This is a genomic window from Campylobacter sp. BCW_4319, assembly GCF_001764435.1.
GTDB classification, from domain to species: Bacteria; Campylobacterota; Campylobacteria; order Campylobacterales; family Campylobacteraceae; genus Campylobacter_D; species Campylobacter_D jejuni.
On sequence record NZ_MKAQ01000002.1, the window covers coordinates 46,233 to 61,913 of the forward strand.

Annotated in this window: 16 protein-coding genes; 12 read left to right on the forward strand and 4 right to left on the reverse strand. The window is 30.8% G+C overall.

Annotation, left to right across the window (positions count from 1 at the left end; genetic code table 11):
- The first annotated feature begins 38 nt into the window (after positions 1 to 38).
- A complete protein-coding gene (dapB, locus tag AJN56_RS00635) occupies positions 39 to 767 on the forward strand; it encodes a 4-hydroxy-tetrahydrodipicolinate reductase (RefSeq protein WP_002851754.1) in 729 nt (242 codons plus the stop codon).
- A 1-nt stretch (position 768) separates the two neighbouring features.
- Entirely contained in the window at positions 769 to 2,106 is a 1,338-nt protein-coding gene (purF, locus tag AJN56_RS00640) for an amidophosphoribosyltransferase (RefSeq protein WP_002851896.1), read from the forward strand.
- A 2-nt stretch (positions 2,107 to 2,108) separates the two neighbouring features.
- On the opposite strand, the gene fliI is transcribed toward purF, so the two are convergent.
- On the reverse strand, positions 2,109 to 3,494 hold the full coding sequence (gene fliI / locus AJN56_RS00645) for a flagellar protein export ATPase FliI (RefSeq protein WP_002854283.1): 1,386 nt from the start codon (positions 3,492 to 3,494) through the stop codon (positions 2,109 to 2,111).
- Positions 3,494 to 4,066, reverse strand: coding sequence for a GTP cyclohydrolase I FolE (folE, locus tag AJN56_RS00650; RefSeq protein WP_002854344.1), 573 nt, complete (start codon positions 4,064 to 4,066; stop codon positions 3,494 to 3,496). The genes fliI and folE overlap by 1 nt, the downstream gene beginning before the upstream one ends.
- Positions 4,067 to 4,209: 143 nt before the next feature.
- On the opposite strand from folE, the gene tig reads away from it, so the two are divergent.
- From tig to AJN56_RS00700, 10 genes are all read left to right on the forward strand, one after another.
- On the forward strand, positions 4,210 to 5,544 hold the full coding sequence (gene tig / locus AJN56_RS00655; RefSeq protein ID WP_070246201.1) for a trigger factor: 1,335 nt from the start codon (positions 4,210 to 4,212) through the stop codon (positions 5,542 to 5,544).
- Positions 5,544 to 6,128 carry an ATP-dependent Clp endopeptidase proteolytic subunit ClpP gene (clpP, locus tag AJN56_RS00660; RefSeq protein ID WP_002869062.1) on the forward strand — a complete coding sequence of 195 codons (585 nt, stop codon included), beginning with the start codon at positions 5,544 to 5,546 and terminating at the stop codon, positions 6,126 to 6,128. The genes tig and clpP overlap by 1 nt, the downstream gene beginning before the upstream one ends.
- A 35-nt stretch (positions 6,129 to 6,163) precedes the next feature.
- Complete coding sequence (gene def, locus AJN56_RS00665) at positions 6,164 to 6,691, forward strand: peptide deformylase (RefSeq protein WP_002869061.1); 528 nt, start codon at positions 6,164 to 6,166, stop codon at positions 6,689 to 6,691.
- Positions 6,688 to 8,193 (forward strand): YifB family Mg chelatase-like AAA ATPase, encoded by a 1,506-nt coding sequence (locus tag AJN56_RS00670; protein ID WP_002854276.1) that lies wholly within the window; start codon positions 6,688 to 6,690, stop codon positions 8,191 to 8,193. The genes def and AJN56_RS00670 overlap by 4 nt, the downstream gene beginning before the upstream one ends.
- A 1-nt stretch (position 8,194) precedes the next feature.
- On the forward strand, positions 8,195 to 8,893 hold the full coding sequence (locus AJN56_RS00675; RefSeq protein WP_002826913.1) for an NYN domain-containing protein: 699 nt from the start codon (positions 8,195 to 8,197) through the stop codon (positions 8,891 to 8,893).
- Positions 8,877 to 10,247 carry a bifunctional ADP-dependent NAD(P)H-hydrate dehydratase/NAD(P)H-hydrate epimerase gene (locus AJN56_RS00680; protein ID WP_002854658.1) on the forward strand — a complete coding sequence of 457 codons (1,371 nt, stop codon included), beginning with the start codon at positions 8,877 to 8,879 and terminating at the stop codon, positions 10,245 to 10,247. The genes AJN56_RS00675 and AJN56_RS00680 overlap by 17 nt, the downstream gene beginning before the upstream one ends.
- Entirely contained in the window at positions 10,238 to 10,804 is a 567-nt protein-coding gene (gene purN / locus AJN56_RS00685; protein WP_002869059.1) for a phosphoribosylglycinamide formyltransferase, read from the forward strand. The genes AJN56_RS00680 and purN overlap by 10 nt, the downstream gene beginning before the upstream one ends.
- A gap of 71 nt (positions 10,805 to 10,875) precedes the next feature.
- On the forward strand, positions 10,876 to 11,595 hold the full coding sequence (locus AJN56_RS00690; RefSeq protein ID WP_002851673.1) for a TerC family protein: 720 nt from the start codon (positions 10,876 to 10,878) through the stop codon (positions 11,593 to 11,595).
- The gene (locus AJN56_RS00695; RefSeq protein WP_002857271.1) at positions 11,588 to 11,797 is read left to right on the forward strand and encodes an alkylphosphonate utilization protein; all 210 of its coding nucleotides are present in this window, start codon (positions 11,588 to 11,590) and stop codon (positions 11,795 to 11,797) included. The genes AJN56_RS00690 and AJN56_RS00695 overlap by 8 nt, the downstream gene beginning before the upstream one ends.
- Before the next feature lie 9 nt (positions 11,798 to 11,806).
- On the forward strand, positions 11,807 to 12,991 hold the full coding sequence (locus AJN56_RS00700) for a metallophosphoesterase (RefSeq protein ID WP_002854511.1): 1,185 nt from the start codon (positions 11,807 to 11,809) through the stop codon (positions 12,989 to 12,991).
- Positions 12,992 to 13,003: 12 nt separating this feature from the next.
- Here AJN56_RS00700 and AJN56_RS00705 read toward each other — a convergent pair whose 3' ends face one another.
- Together AJN56_RS00705 and AJN56_RS00710 are read right to left on the reverse strand one after the other, a co-directional pair.
- Positions 13,004 to 14,362 (reverse strand): hemolysin family protein, encoded by a 1,359-nt coding sequence (locus tag AJN56_RS00705; protein WP_002854239.1) that lies wholly within the window; start codon positions 14,360 to 14,362, stop codon positions 13,004 to 13,006.
- Positions 14,363 to 14,460: 98 nt separating this feature from the next.
- Positions 14,461 to 15,660 (reverse strand): putative transporter, encoded by a 1,200-nt coding sequence (locus AJN56_RS00710; RefSeq protein WP_002866340.1) that lies wholly within the window; start codon positions 15,658 to 15,660, stop codon positions 14,461 to 14,463.
- Positions 15,661 to 15,681: the final 21 nt, after the last annotated feature.

The window sequence follows — 15,681 nt, forward strand, 5'->3', positions numbered from 1 at the left end:
TAAATGCTAAAATCAATATTTTATTTTCAAGGAAAAAGATGATTAAAATAGGAATTTATGGCGCTAAAGGACGAATGGGAAAACAGATTGAAGAATGTTTAAAAAGCGAAACACAAGCACGAATTTCGATACTTTATGATAAGGGTGGAAATTTAGGAGAGCTTTTTGAAAAAAGCGATGTGATTATTGATTTTTCTTCCCCAAGTGGAACTCATGAGCTTTTAAATTATGCAAGAACTATGCCTAAACCTTTGGTAATAGGTACAACAGGGCTTGATGAGAAAATTTTACATTTGATGCAAAGTGCTAGTGAAGTGATGCCGATTTTTTATGCGACCAATATGTCTTTAGGTGTTGCGGTTTTAAACTATCTTGCTAGTAAAGCCAGTCAAATGCTAAGAAATTTTGATATAGAAATTTTAGAAATGCATCATCGCCATAAAAAAGATGCCCCAAGTGGTACAGCTATGACTTTAGCTCAAAGTGTAGCAAAAGCTAGAAATTTAGAACTTGAAAAAGTAAGAGTAAGTGGAAGAGATGGCATTATAGGTGAAAGAAGTAAAGATGAGATTGCCGTGATGAGTTTAAGGGGTGGCGATATAGTAGGACGCCATACGGTAGGTTTTTACGAAGATGGTGAGTTTTTAGAACTTAATCATACCGCTACTTCAAGGGCGACTTTTGCTAAAGGTGCGATTAAAATCGCTATTTGGCTTAGCAAGCAAGAAGCAAAAATGTATTCAATCAATGATTTTTTAGGAATTTAAAATGTGTGCAGTTGTAGGAGTTATCAATTCAAAAAATGCTAGCACTTATGCGTATTATGCGCTTTTTGCTATGCAACACCGTGGGCAAGAAGCAAGTGGCATTAGTGTGAGTAATGGTAAAAATATTAAGACTATTAAAGCTAAAGGTGAAGTGAGTCAAATTTTTAATCCTGATAATCTAAAAACTTTAGAAGGTGAAATCGCTATAGGGCATAATCGCTATTCTACAGCAGGAAATTCAAGTTTAAATGACGCTCAGCCCATAGCAGCTACTTCGGTTTTAGGTGATATTGCTTTAGCGCATAATGGAAATTTAGTCAATAAAGAAGAGGTAAGATCAAGACTTATTCAAGATGGGGCTATTTTTCAAACCAATATGGATACAGAAAATGTTGTCCATCTTATCGCAAGAAGTAAGCAAGAAAGTCTAAAAGATAGATTTATTGAGAGTTTAAAAGAATGTATAGGAGCTTATTGTTTTGTTTTAGCAAGCAAAGATAAACTTTATGTTGTAAGAGATCCTCATGGGGTGCGTCCTTTGTCTTTAGGGCGTTTAAAAGATGGAGGCTATATAGTTGCTAGTGAAACTTGTGCTTTTGATCTTATAGAGGCTGAATTTATTCGTGATGTTAAACCAGGGGAAATGCTTATTTTTACTCAGGGAAATGATAAATTTGAAAGCATAGAACTTTTTTCTCAAACTCCTAGAATTTGCGCTTTTGAATACATTTATTTTGCTAGACCTGATAGTATAGTAGAAGGCAAAAGCGTGTATGAAGTGCGTAAAAAAATGGGCGAAGCTTTAGCTAAAAAATTTGCTTATAAAGCAGACTTTGTCGTGCCTGTGCCAGATAGTGGAGTAAGTGCAGCTATAGGTTTTGCGCAATATTTACAAATCCCTCTTGAAATGGCAATAGTAAGAAATCATTATGTAGGAAGAACTTTTATAGAGCCAACTCAAGAGCTTAGAAATTTAAAAGTAAAATTAAAACTTAATCCTATGCGTAAAGTTTTAGAAGGCAAAGAAATCGTAGTCATTGATGATAGCTTGGTGCGTGGCACTACTTCTAAAAAAATAATTTCTTTGCTTCGTGCTGCAGGAGCGAGCAAAATCCATCTTGCCATAGCTTGTCCTGAGATCAAATTTCCTGATACTTATGGCATAGATACTCCAACTTTTGAAGAACTTATCAGTGCAAATAAAAATGCTGAAGAAGTGCGTGAATATGTAGAAGCTGATACGCTAAGTTTTTTAAGCATAGAAGAGCTAACTCAAAGCATAGGCGATGAAAGGAAATATTCTTTAATCAGTTTTGATGGAGATTATTTTATTAAATAATTTTATTTTAAATTAGGATTAGGCAAGGTTGCACTTGCACTTCCTACATTTATATTTTGAGTTGGTGGCAAAGGAGTATTTGGTGTATCAATTTGACTTAAAAGCTCTAAAGTTTGATTAAATTCGAAGCTTTCTTCAGGATTTTGTCCTAAGAATTTTTGCATAAATTCTTTTTTAGAAATAGCTTCATCAAGTTCTTTATCACTTCCTTTTTGATAAGCACCGATGCGAAGCAATACTTCATTTTCTTTTAAAAGCGAGTTTAAACGCTTAAATTTTCTTGCCCAAAGTTTATGCTCAGGACTTATAATGTCACTCATTACCCTTGAAGCAGAGTTTTGTATATTAATAGGAGGATAAATTCCAAAGTCTGTTAATTCACGACTTAAAACAATATGTCCATCTAAGATAGAACGACTTTGATCGGCGATTGGATCACTCATATCATCGCCATCCACCAAAACGGTAAAAAAGGCCGTTATAGTGCCTTTACCTTCTTCTTTACCCGTTCTTTCCATGAGTTGAGGCAAAAGACTTAAAACACTTGGTGGATAACCTTTGGTTGTAGGAGGCTCCCCAAGAGCTAGTCCTATTTCTCTTTGCGCCATAGCAAAACGTGTTACACTATCCATGATAAAAAGTACATCTTTACCTTGTTCTTTAAAGTACTCTGCCACACTCATTGCGCAAAAAGCACCGTATTTACGCATTAAAGCACTATCATCACTTGTAGCAACAATAATCACTGTATCATCGAGCTTTCCACCTAAATTTTTTTGTATAAATTCAGGAATTTCACGCCCCCTTTCTCCTATGAGTGCCACTACCTTTATAGGAGCTTTGGAATTTTTAACTATCATTCCCATAAGAGTGGATTTTCCTACTCCGCTTCCTGCAAAAATACCAAGTTTTTGCCCTACACCACAAGTTAAAAGCGCGTCTATGGTTTTAACACCCACGGGAAAAACTTCTTCTATAAGCCCTCTTTTCATCGCATCAATAGGTGCACGCATTATAGGCATATATTTACTTACTTCTATAGCTCCTTTACCATCTTTTGGACGCATAAAAGGATCTACTACTCTGCCTAAAAGTTCATCGCTAACGCCTATTTGCATACCTGCATCACTTATGAAAGCACGATCACCTATTTTAAAACCTTCTATAAAAGAAAATGGGCTTAAATAGCTAAATTGTTCTTTGATTTCTACGACCATAGCTAGAGTGTTTAAATTTTCATTTTCATTGGAAACTAGCTTTACTATATCTCCAACCCCTGTTTTAAGCCCACGAATTTCTATACTCGTAGCAGAAATTTTTGTAATCTCTCCAAAGATAGCACTTAAATTTTCTTTACCAAGTTTGGAGCGTAGTTTTTCAAGATTCATTAAAATCTTACCTGTTTAGCAGAGTTTATGAGAGAAAAAAATTCCTCTCTGGTTTTTTCATTTTTCAAGAAAATTCCACGCAAAGCTGAAGTTGTAGTGGTTGAATTAGCTTTTTGCACTCCACGCATTTCAACACACATATGTCTTGCTTCTATGACTACACCTACACCTTTTGCATCGACATTTTCCATTAAAGCTTGTGCGATTTGTTCGGTGAGTTGTTCTTGGATTTGAAGTCTTCTTGCAAACACCTCTACAAGGCGTGGAATTTTGCTTAAACCTACTACTTTTTTATTAGGAATATAGGCTACATGAGCACGCCCAAAAAAAGGTAAAAGATGATGTTCGCAAAGACTATAAAATTCTATATCACGCACTAAAACCATTTCATTATTAGAGCTTTCAAATAAAGCGTCATTTAAAATTTCTTTGACATTTTGCGTATAACCACTAGTAAGAAATTCATAAGTTTTAAAAACACGATTTGGTGTTTTAATAAGCCCTTCACGATTTGGATTTTCTCCTATAATTTCAAGCATAGTTTTAACACAATCTTCAAATTTTTTTTGCAAATTTTTCTCCAAAAAATATTTTTATATTTTAATAATAATGTAATATTGCAATTTTATCATAAATTACTTTAAAATTTTATGCAAGTAATAAGGAAAAATTTGCTATCATTGAAAGCAAATTTTATTTTATAAGGAAAAAAACTATGGAAGTAAAGGCAAAGCAACTAGATTCTGTTAATGCGACTGCTAGTGTAAAAATTCCTTCAGGAATGATCAAAAGTGAAGTAGAAAATTTAGCAAAAAAAGCTTCTAAAAGTGTAAAAATGGACGGGTTTAGACCAGGAAAAGTTCCTGTAAGTGCTGTACTTAAAAGATATGAAAGAGAACTCACTCAAGATGCAGAACAAAATCTTTTTAAATCCGCTGTAAATAGTGCTTTACAAGAACTTAAAAAAGAAAGTAAAGAGCTTGTAGGTGAGCCATATTTTGAAAAATTTGATCGTAAAGATGGAGAAATTATTGCTGAGTTAATACTTTCTTTTAAACCTGAAATTAAACTTGATGGTTATGAAAAACTCATCCCTGAATATCAAACCCCAAAAGTAAATAAAAAAGAAATTGATGAGAAAAAAGATGAACTTTTAAAGCGTTTTTCTACTCCTGAAGCTATAAAAACAAAAAGAGCTTTAAAAGAAGGTGATTTTGCAAAATTTGATTTTGAAGGTTTTGTGGATGATAAAGCTTTTGAAGGTGGTAAAGCTGAAAATTATGTTTTAGAAATTGGTTCTAAGCAATTTATTCCAGGTTTTGAAGATGGTATGGTAGGAATGAAAATAGGTGAAGAAAAAGATATCAAAGTAACTTTCCCTAAAGAATACGGTGCGGCGCATTTAGCGGATAAAGATGCAGTATTTAAAGTAAAACTACATGAGATTCAAGAGCTTAAAATTCCAGAACTTGATGATGAAATGCTTAAAAAACTTTTACCAGGAGAAGAAAAAGCTAGTGTTGAAGTTTTAGATGAAAAATTAAAAGAGCAAATCAAAAATGAAAAACTTTTTAAACTTGTAAATGACGAATTAAAAGGTAAATTTGCAGATGCTTTGATTGAAAAATATAATTTTGATTTACCTAAAGGCATAGTAGAACAAGAAACTGATATGCAAATGCGTGCGGCTTTTAATACTTTTAGCGAAAAAGAAATTGAAGAGCTTAAAGCAAGTAAAGAAAAATACCAAGAAAAACGTGATTCTTTTAAAGAAGAAGCGCAAAAAAGTGTAAAACTTACTTTTATTATTGATGAGCTTGCAAAATTGCGTAAGATTGAGGTAAATGATCAAGAATTGATTCAAGCGATTTATTTTGAAGCATATCGCTATGGTATGAATCCAAAAAAGCATTTAGAAAACTATAAAAAACAAGGAGCTTTACCTGCTGTGAAAATGGCTTTGATTGAAGAAAAACTTTTTAATGATATTTTTATGCCAAAAACAGAAAAATCGGAAAAAGCGAGCAAAAAAGAGAAAGAAGATAAATAATGTTTATTCCTTATGTTATTGAAAAATCTAGTCGTGGTGAAAGAAGTTATGATATTTATTCACGTCTTTTAAAAGATAGAATTATTATGTTAAGTGGCGAAATTCATGATGAACTTGCTGCTTCTATTGTAGCACAACTTCTTTTTTTAGAAGCTGAAGATCCTACAAAAGATATTTATCTTTATATCAATTCTCCAGGTGGTGTAATTACAAGTGGTTTTAGTATTTATGATACTATGAACTATATCAAACCTGATGTTTGTACGATTTGTATAGGACAAGCTGCTTCTATGGGAGCATTTTTGCTTAGTTGTGGCGCAGAAGGAAAACGCTTTGCTTTGCCTAATTCACGTATTATGATTCATCAACCTTTAGGTGGAGCTAGAGGTCAAGCCACAGATATTGAAATTCAAGCCAAAGAAATTTTAAGACTTAAAACCATACTTAATGATATTTTGGCAAAAAATACTAAGCAAAAAGTTGCAAAAATAGCAAAAGATACAGAAAGAGATTTTTTCATGTCAACACAAGAAGCTAAAGAATATGGGCTGATTGATAAGGTTTTGGAAAAAAGTTTTAAATGATTTCTTTGGAGATCATTTAAAACAAAGGCTTTTTAATGGTTAGAAAAATTATCACTTATCCTAATCCTAGACTTTTTTTAAACTCTGAAATTGTAAATAAATTTGATACAGAACTTCACACCTTGCTTGATGATATGTATGAAACTATGATAGCAAGTAATGGAGTAGGTTTAGCGGCTATTCAAGTAGATATTCCTTTGCGTGTTTTACTTGTAAATATTTTTAATGAAAATGATGAACAAAAAAAAGAAGATTTGCTAGAGATTATCAATCCTGAAATTATTCCTTTAGATGAAGAAATGATCACTTGTACCGAAGGGTGTTTGAGTGTGCCAGATTTTTTTGAAGAAGTGAAACGCTATAATCATATCTTGCTTAAATATCAAGATCGCTTTGGAGAATTTAAAGAACTTGAAGCAAAAGGTTTTTTAGCTGTGGCTATTCAACACGAAAATGATCATTTGAATGGACATTTATTTATAGAAAAAATTTCTTTTGCTAAGCGTCAAAAATTCGATAAAGAATTTAAGAAAAAGAAGAAAAATCATAAAAAAGAGAAATGAAAAAACTAAAGTGCATAAGCTTTCATGAAGGCTTAGACATTATAGAGGTAGAATCCACTTTTACAAGAGGTTTGCCAAATTTAAGCATAGTAGGACTTGCAAGTGTAGCGATTAAGGAAAGTGTCGAACGCATCAAAGCCACACTTTTAAGTTGTGATTTTGCTTTTCCTGCTAAAAAAATTACTATCAATCTTAGTCCTTCAGGCATCCCAAAAAAGGGATCGCATTTTGATTTGGCTATCGCTTTATTAATCCTTTTGCAAAATGAAGAATTAGATGACTTTTTTGTAGTAGGAGAATTAGGACTTGATGGAAGTATTAAAAGCACAAATGAGCTTTTTTCTTTGCTTTTGTTTCTTTCTGCTAAAATTAAAAAAGCTAAAATCGTTGTTCCAAAAAGTATAGCACAAAAAGCTTCCATGATACCAAATTTAGAGGTTTATGGACTTGAAAATTTAAATGAAGCAATAGAGTTTTTTAAAGAAAAAAATTATGAAAATTTTCGCTTTTCTCACAATCATCCTTTATTCGCAAGCCCTTTACAAATAGAAAATGAAATTTTTTTACAAAATATGGATTTTAAACTTGATTTTAAAGATATCAAAGGACAGGAAAAAGCCAAAAGAGCTTGTATGATAGCTGCTTTAGGTATGCATAATATCTTATTTGAAGGAAGTCCAGGAAGTGGTAAAAGTATGTGTGCTAAACGCCTTGTTTATATCATGCCTCCTCAAAGTTTAAGTGAAATTTTAATGCAAAATGCTTATATGTCTTTAGATTCAAAAGATTGTGAATTTACTAAAATTCGTGCTTTTCGTCATCCTCATCATACTTCTACAAGAGCAAGTATTTTTGGCGGAGGAACAAAAAATGCTAGAATTGGAGAAGTCGCACTTGCAAATGGTGGAGTATTGTTTTTTGATGAATTTCCACATTTTAACAAGCAAATCATAGAGAGTTTAAGAGAGCCTTTAGAGGATCATAAAATTCATATTTCAAGAGTAAATTCTAAAATCACTTATGAAACAAAATTTAGCTTTATAGCTGCCCAAAATCCTTGTCCTTGTGGAAATTTATTTTCTAAAAATCTTTCTTGTGTTTGTAGTGAAAATGAGATTAAAAAATACAAAAATCACATTTCAGCTCCTATTATGGATAGGATTGATCTTTATGTAGCTATGGATGAGATCAGCAAGGATGATAAAACGAGTATAAGTTCTAAAGAAATGAGTGAAAAAATTTTACAAGCTTTTATTTTTGGTAAAAAACGGGGGCAAAAAGAATTTAATGGGAAATTAAAAGATGAAGATTTAAGTCGTTTTTGTGTACTAGAAAAAGATGCCAAAGATACGCTAGATTTAGCAATTTCACGTTATAATCTTTCTTTGCGATCACTCAATAAAATTTTAAAAGTTTCAAGAAGTATAGCGGATTTAGAACAAAGTCTTAATATTAGCAAAACCCATATTTTAGAAGCTTTAAGCTTTAGAGCAAGGAATTAAAATGGAAAATAAAAGTATAGCTATCTTTATAGATGCAGAAAATATCCCTGCAAAATACGCTAAAAGTATTTTTGATATTGCTTCAGATTATGGAGAGGTTATCATTAAACGCATTTATGGGGATTGGACTCAAAAAAATATACAAGGTTGGAGAGAGCAAATTGCTGAATATTCTTTAATCGCTATGCAACAATTTAATTTTGCAGCCAACAAAAACTCAAGCGATATGTATTTAATCACTGAAATCATGTCCATATTTTATGAAAAAAATATAGATATTTTTGTTATTGTTTCAAGCGATAGTGATTATACTTCACTCATTCAAAAATTAAGAGAAAATAAAAAACAAGTTATAGGAATGGGGCTTGAAAAGTCTATAAAATCCTATGTAAATGCTTTTAGTGAATTTTTTTATTTAGATAAAGATGAGAGTAAAAAAGAAGATATTTTAAGTAAGGATTATTTAAGAGCTTTAATCAATATCACCGAACAGCTTATCGATGAAAAAGGGCGCGCTGAATACGCACAAATCCGCACTAATATGAACCGCAAATACTCAGATTTTCATCCGCAAAATTATGGTTTTAAGAATTTTCGTGCTTTGATCCAGAAATTTTTACCTAAAATGAAAAAATTTGAAGAAGAAAGAGAAAAAAATATATATTTTTTAGTGAAAAAAGATTATGAAAGCTATTATTGATAATATAAAAATTTTAGAACAAAATGCTATAAATAAAGGCTTAGATGAGCTTATTTTAATGGAAAATGCAGGATTAAATTTAGCCAAGCTGATTAAAAAAGAAGCTAAAAAAATTCGCATTCAACGCAAGATTAGAAAAGTAAAAACACTTTTTTTATTAGGCGGGGGTAACAACGCTTCAGATGGCTTGGTGGCTTTAAGAAATTTAAAACACGCTAAAGCTTATAAAATAGGCTTTAAAGAAAATACGCTTTTTAAAAAACAAGAGCAAATTTTACAAAATTATGCTTTTAAATTTTGTAAAAAAGAACCCAATTTTAAAAAATTTCATATTATTGTTGATTGTATTTTAGGTACAGGTTCAAATCGTTGTTTAGATGAAAAAACAAGTTTAATTATTCAAAAAGTTAATCAAAGCAAAGCTTTAAAAATAGCTTGTGATATACCTACAAATTTGGGATTTTATCCTTGTTTTAAAGCTGATATTACATTTTGTATGGGAGCTTTAAAGGAAATTTTACTTGAAGATTTTGCTAAGGAATTTGTAGGAAGGATTAAAATAGCCAATTTAGGCATTAGCTCTAAGAAATTTTACCCTAATTCTCAAGCTTTTTTGCTTGAAAAAAAAGATTTAAAAACTATAGATAGAAAAATCAACGCCAATAAAGGAAATTTTGGCCATATTTATATAGTTGCCAATGCAAGTGCTGGAACTTTAGCAGGACTTGGAGCCTTAAATTTTGGAGCAGGTCTTGTTTCTTTAGTAGCACAAAAAAGTTTCTCGCCTCTTTTGATGTTAAAAGAAAAAATTGAAAATAATGCAAGTGCTATTGCTTTAGGTATGGGGCTTGAAAATTTGGATTTTCTAAAAGATGAAATTTTGCAAAACACTCCTTTGATCTTGGATGCAAACTGCTTTTTAAGTGAAGCTTTGCTTTGGTATTTAAACAGAAAAGATATTGTTATAACCCCTCATCCAAAAGAATTTATAAAACTTTATAAAATGTGCTTTGATGAGAATTTAGATATAGAAACATTGCAAAAAAATCGCTTTTTCTATGCTAGAAAATTTTCACAAAATTATGATTGTGTTCTTGTTTTAAAAGGAGCAAATCCTATTATTGCACAAAAAGAAAAATTATTTGTTGTAAATTTAGGAAATCAAGCCTTAGCTAAAGGTGGGAGTGGAGATGTTTTAAGTGGAATGATTGCTGCACATTTAGGTTTTGGTTTTAGCGCTTTAGAAGCAGCAAAAAATGCTACTTTAGCTCATGGACTTGTTGCAAAAAAATATAAATTTAATAAAAATAGCTTTGACGCTTTAAAACTTATCAAAGGATTAAAATGCTTGTAAAATTAGCTGTACTTTTTAGTGGAAATGGAGGTAATTTAGAAAATATTTTAGAAAAACTTCATAAAAAAACCATAGGGGAAAATACCTATGAAGTAGTACTTTGCCTTTGTAACAAAAAAGATGCTTTTGGTATACAAAGGGCAAAAAAATTTGGTCTTGATACTGTCATTGTTGATCATAAGGCTTATAATACTCGTGAAGAATTTGATACGATTTTGGTACAAAAAATCAAAGAAAGTGGAGCAAATCTTACTGTATTAGCAGGTTTTATGAGAATTTTAAGTCCTGTTTTTACAAAAAATATTAAGGCAATTAACCTTCATCCTTCTTTATTACCCCTTTTTAAAGGAGCACATGCGATTAAAGAAAGTTATGAAAGTGATATGAAAGTGGCTGGTGTGAGTGTGCATTGGGTCAGTGAAGAACTTGATGGTGGAATGATTATAGCTCAAAAAGCTTTTGAAAAAAGAAATTTGAGTTTTGAAGAATTTGAAGAAAAAATTCATAGCCTAGAACATGAAATTTTACCCTTAAGTGTGATTGAAATTTTTTCTTAAAGAATTAAAGGTATTTGCTTTAAAACTATAAAATATCGCTTTAAAAAATTTTAAAATTTTCAAGGAAATTTATGTTTGAATGGATATTTAGTATTGATGCTTGGATTACTTTAGCTACTTTAAGTGCTCTTGAAATTGTACTAGGGATAGATAATATCATTTTTTTAGCTATTTTAGTAAGCAAACTACCCCCTGAACATCGTGATAAAGGACGTATCTTAGGTTTAGCTTTTGCAATGATTACAAGAATTTTACTTCTTTTATCTCTTTTTTGGGTGATGAAACTTGTAACACCTTTGTTTAGTGTATTGGGCAATGAAATTTCAGGAAGAGATCTAGTTCTTTTACTAGGTGGGCTTTTCTTGATTGTAAAGTCTATTAAAGAAATTAAAGAGCAAATTTCTCATCAAGAAGAAAGTCAAAGTCATTTTAAAGCAAGCAATAAACTTTGGATAGTTGTAGCTGAAATTGCTGTGATTGATATAGTATTTTCACTTGATAGTGTTATTACCGCAGTAGGAATTGCTCAAGATGTAACCATCATGATTATCGCTGTTATTATCGCAGTAGCTGTGATGCTTTTTGCTTCTAAACCTATAGCAGATTTTGTTGAAAAATATCCAAGCATTAAAATTTTAGCTTTAGCTTTTTTGGTGTTAATAGGCGTAGTTTTAGTTGCTGAAAGTTTTGATATTCATATTGATAAGGCATATATTTATACTGCTATGGCTTTTGCTTTAGTGGTGCAAATTTTAAATATTTTAGATCAAAGAAAGGAAAAAAATGGCTAAAGACGCTAATGGAACAGAACTTAACGCAGGTGATAGCGTGAGTGTAATAAAAGATCTTAAGGTTAAAGGCGCAAGTACAACTTTAAAACGTGGAACTACTATAAAAAATATTAAGCTCACTTCTAAAGAAGGTGAAATTGAGGCTAGAGTAGATAAATTTGGCGTTATTGTTTTAAAAACTGAATTTTTAAAGAAAATCTAGGCAAAGAATGTGCGAATCTTACTTGTTTTAAGAGGGAATTATTACGCAGGACAAGAAGAATTTATCAAAAATAATAAACTTCAAAATTATACACTTGATTTAAATGCTTTGCGTCTTTTATCAGGAAGCGTTAAAAATATAGTCAGTGAATATAAAATTTTAAATGTTAAAAATGATGAAGATTTGAGTAAAATTTTACTCAAACTTCTAGAAATGCGTATGCAAAAAGGTGAGTTTTGCATCATAAACGCTTACAATGAAACATTAAAAATTTACAAAGACTTAGCTAAACAATATCGCTATAAAATGTATGTTATTGTTTTTGATAGCTCTTTAAAACAATGTCAAGAAAAAAATCTTTTAGAAGCTAAAAAAAATGGATATATCATCCCTTATGCTCTTTTGGAAAAAACTCAAGATTTACTCAAAAAAAATCCAAAAAAATACCCAATTTTAGACTCGAGCGACTGGAAAAAATGTCTTTACCAAATGCCAAATTTAAGCAAATATAAAAAAATTCATCATATAGGAGATTTACAAGGTTGTTATAGTGTTTTAAAAGAATACATTAAAACAATCAAAGAAGATGAATTTTATATATTTTTGGGAGATTATATCAACAGAGGTATAGAAAATGGCAAAGTAATAAAATTTCTTTTAAAAATTTGTGAAAAAGAAAATGTATGCTTATTAGAAGGAAATCACGAAAGACATCTTATAAAATGGGCTAATGGAGAATTGTCAAATTCCAAAGAATTTAATGAAAATACTTTAAAGGATTTTAGAAAAGAAAAACTTACTCCAAGAGATGCTAGAAAACTCTATCCTCATCTAAAAGAATGTTTATACTACAAATTCCAAAATAAATTCATATTTTGTTCACATGGAGGAGTAAATTTTATACCCTCCAAACCTGAAAAAATAAGTTTTATACCAAGCCATGATTTTATTTATGGTGTAGGTGGATATGAAGACAGTCAAAAAGTAGCAAATCAATTTTGTAATTTCACCTCGGACAATCTTTATCAAATCTTTGGACACAGAAATAAAGAAAAACTTCCTATGAAAATAGCCAAAAGAGTATTTTTATGCGAGGGTAAAATAGATGGTGGTGGATATTTACGCGTAGTTACACTAGATAAAAAAGGTTTTGAGTGTATAGAAATTAAAAACCAAATTTACAAAAAGAAATAAGCCTAAAGAGGCTTATTCTTCATCTTTATTTGTTTTTTTAACCACCTTAACACGCTCTATAGAATTCCCGTCCATTTTTTTAACTTCATAGTAACAAAGTTCATCTTCAATGCGATCTCCTACCATAGGCAAGCGTCCTAAAAGATTAAATACATATCCACCTATAGTAACTTGTTCTAAATCCTCATCATAGTTTATTACAAGCATTTCTTCAACAGTTTCTATATCGCATCGTCCTTGAAATTCATAGATATTTTCAGCAAGTTTTTTATAGCTGTCTTCTTCATGCTCGCTTTTAATTTCGCCAATAATTTCTTCCATGATATCTTCCATGGTTAAAATTCCAGCAGTTCCACCATACTCATCAACTACTAATGCAGTATGAGAGCGTTCTTTATTCATCATTACAAGTACTTTTGAAATACTGATATTTTCAGGAACCAAAATCAAAGGTTTAACAAAAGTATCTAAATTTTGACTTTTATGGCTTAATTCATTTTGTATTATGTCTCGTATGTGTATCATCCCTAAAATAGTATCTTTAGAACCGTCAATATAAGGAAAGCGAGTATGTTTATGTTCACAAATGATTTGCATATTTTCTTCGTAACTTTTTTGTTTATTTAGGCAAATCATATCTTTTCTAGGAGTCATAATCTCTTTAGCAACAGTATCTGAAAAATCAACAGCATTGCGTATGATCTCTGTTTCAAATTCATCTAAAACTCCACCTTTTTGACTCTCACTTGCTATGATTTTAATTTCTTCTTCGCTATGAGTTAGCTCGCTTTCTTTAGCAGGTTTTATTCCAAAAAGTTTCAAACTTATAGCTGCTAAAAAATCGAAAATTTTAATACAAGGCAAAAAGAGTATCCAAAACCAATGAAGAGGTCTAGCTATAAATAAAACCGCTTTATCTGCAACTGCAATAGCTATACTTTTTGGCACAAGTTCTCCTAAAACCACATGTAAAAGAGTAATAATACTAAAAGCAATAATAAAAGCTATAGTATGGATAATAACAGTGCTAAAACCAAGATTAATAAGCGGAATTTCTAGCATTTTTGCAATAGCAGGCTCACCTATCCAACCAAGAGCTAGAGAACTTAAAGTGATTCCTAATTGACAAGCACTAAGATAAGTATCAAGTCTTGAAGTAACCTCCAAAGCTTTCTTGGCACCAGCTTTTTTTTCTTTTACCATCTCTTCAAGCTTGGAACGACGTACTTTAACAATACTAAATTCAGACAAAACAAAAAAACCATTTAAAAACACTAGAGCAAGTGCAACAACAACCATAAGTATAGAATATCCTGCATCAAAAGATGCTGTAGAAGTTTGGTTTAAATCCAAAACCTGACTGGGGTCCAATGAAGCTCCTTAAGAAATAAAATATTATTAAACCTTATTATACACAATTAAAAGTAAATTTAATATTTGAATTTTTTCTTGTATTTTATAAGAAAAAACTAAGACTTATAAGAAATATTTTTCTCAAATTCTTTTAAACGCTTATATATACTTCTAAGTTGAGTGATAGTTGTCCAGTTTGTGATAAAAACACTAAAAGAGCTTCGTACTTGATCAAAAGCATTGTTAATCTGCATTACAATACCAAGTCCTATAGCTCCGGCAAAAAGCCCTGGTGCCATGATTAAAAATGGCACTATAACTATCATTTGCTCAAATAAAATGAGCCAAATATTAAAATATCCATAATGTAAAAAAAGTCTTTTATAGTTAAATTTAAGCCCTGTAAAAAGCTCTATCATAGTCTCATTTTTAGCGTATTCTTTGCGATTATCCTCAGCATAAACAAGCTCTTTTCTAAAAGCTGCTTCAGCTTTTTGATTGTTATATTCAAGTCCAGGAAGCTTAATACCTACAAACCACGACACAACCAAGCCTCCTAAAGAAATCAAAAGTGCAATATAAACAAGCAAACCATCAATGTTTTTTAAAAAATAAAAAGAAGAATTTTCGCTTAAATTTGCAAATAAAGCTTTACTCACAACATCACTTAAACTCCATAAAATCGGAATAAATGCTACAAGGGTCATCAAAGCTTTTATAAAACTAAGTCCTAAACTCTCTACAATTTTAGAAAAATTATAAGTATCTTCTTGAATTCTTTGCGAACTTCCTTCTATATTATCATCTTTATTTTTCCAAAATTTTAAATAAGAAAAAGTCATAGCCTCACGCCACTTAAAAGCATAGACGCTAGCAAAATAGATATTAATCGTAGCGATTAAAACATAAGGAATAGCAATAGCCAAAAAAACTAAAATCAAAGCATAAAAATCATTTGCTGAATAATTTGGCTTTTCAATCATAGCCCTAGAGTTGAAAAAATATTCTAATAAATTTTGATAATAATACAATGCGCCTTTATTGATAAAATTAGCTTTTTGGAAATTTTGCTCAGCTCTTTGATTAGCCTCTTGGATTAAAGTGGTATTATTTTCAAGATTTTCTTCTATTTTTTGCGTAGAATTAGAATCCAAAAGTTCTATTTTTGGCTTTTGTAAAACATTGTAAAAATCACTATACCATGAATTGATTGCAACGTTTAAGCTTGTTTGTATATATAAGAAAAATAACAGTAAAAAAAGTCCCAAATAAGCCCATAAAGCCCATTTTTTACTTGCAAAAAATGAAGAAAACATGCTACTACCTTTTAAAAGAAA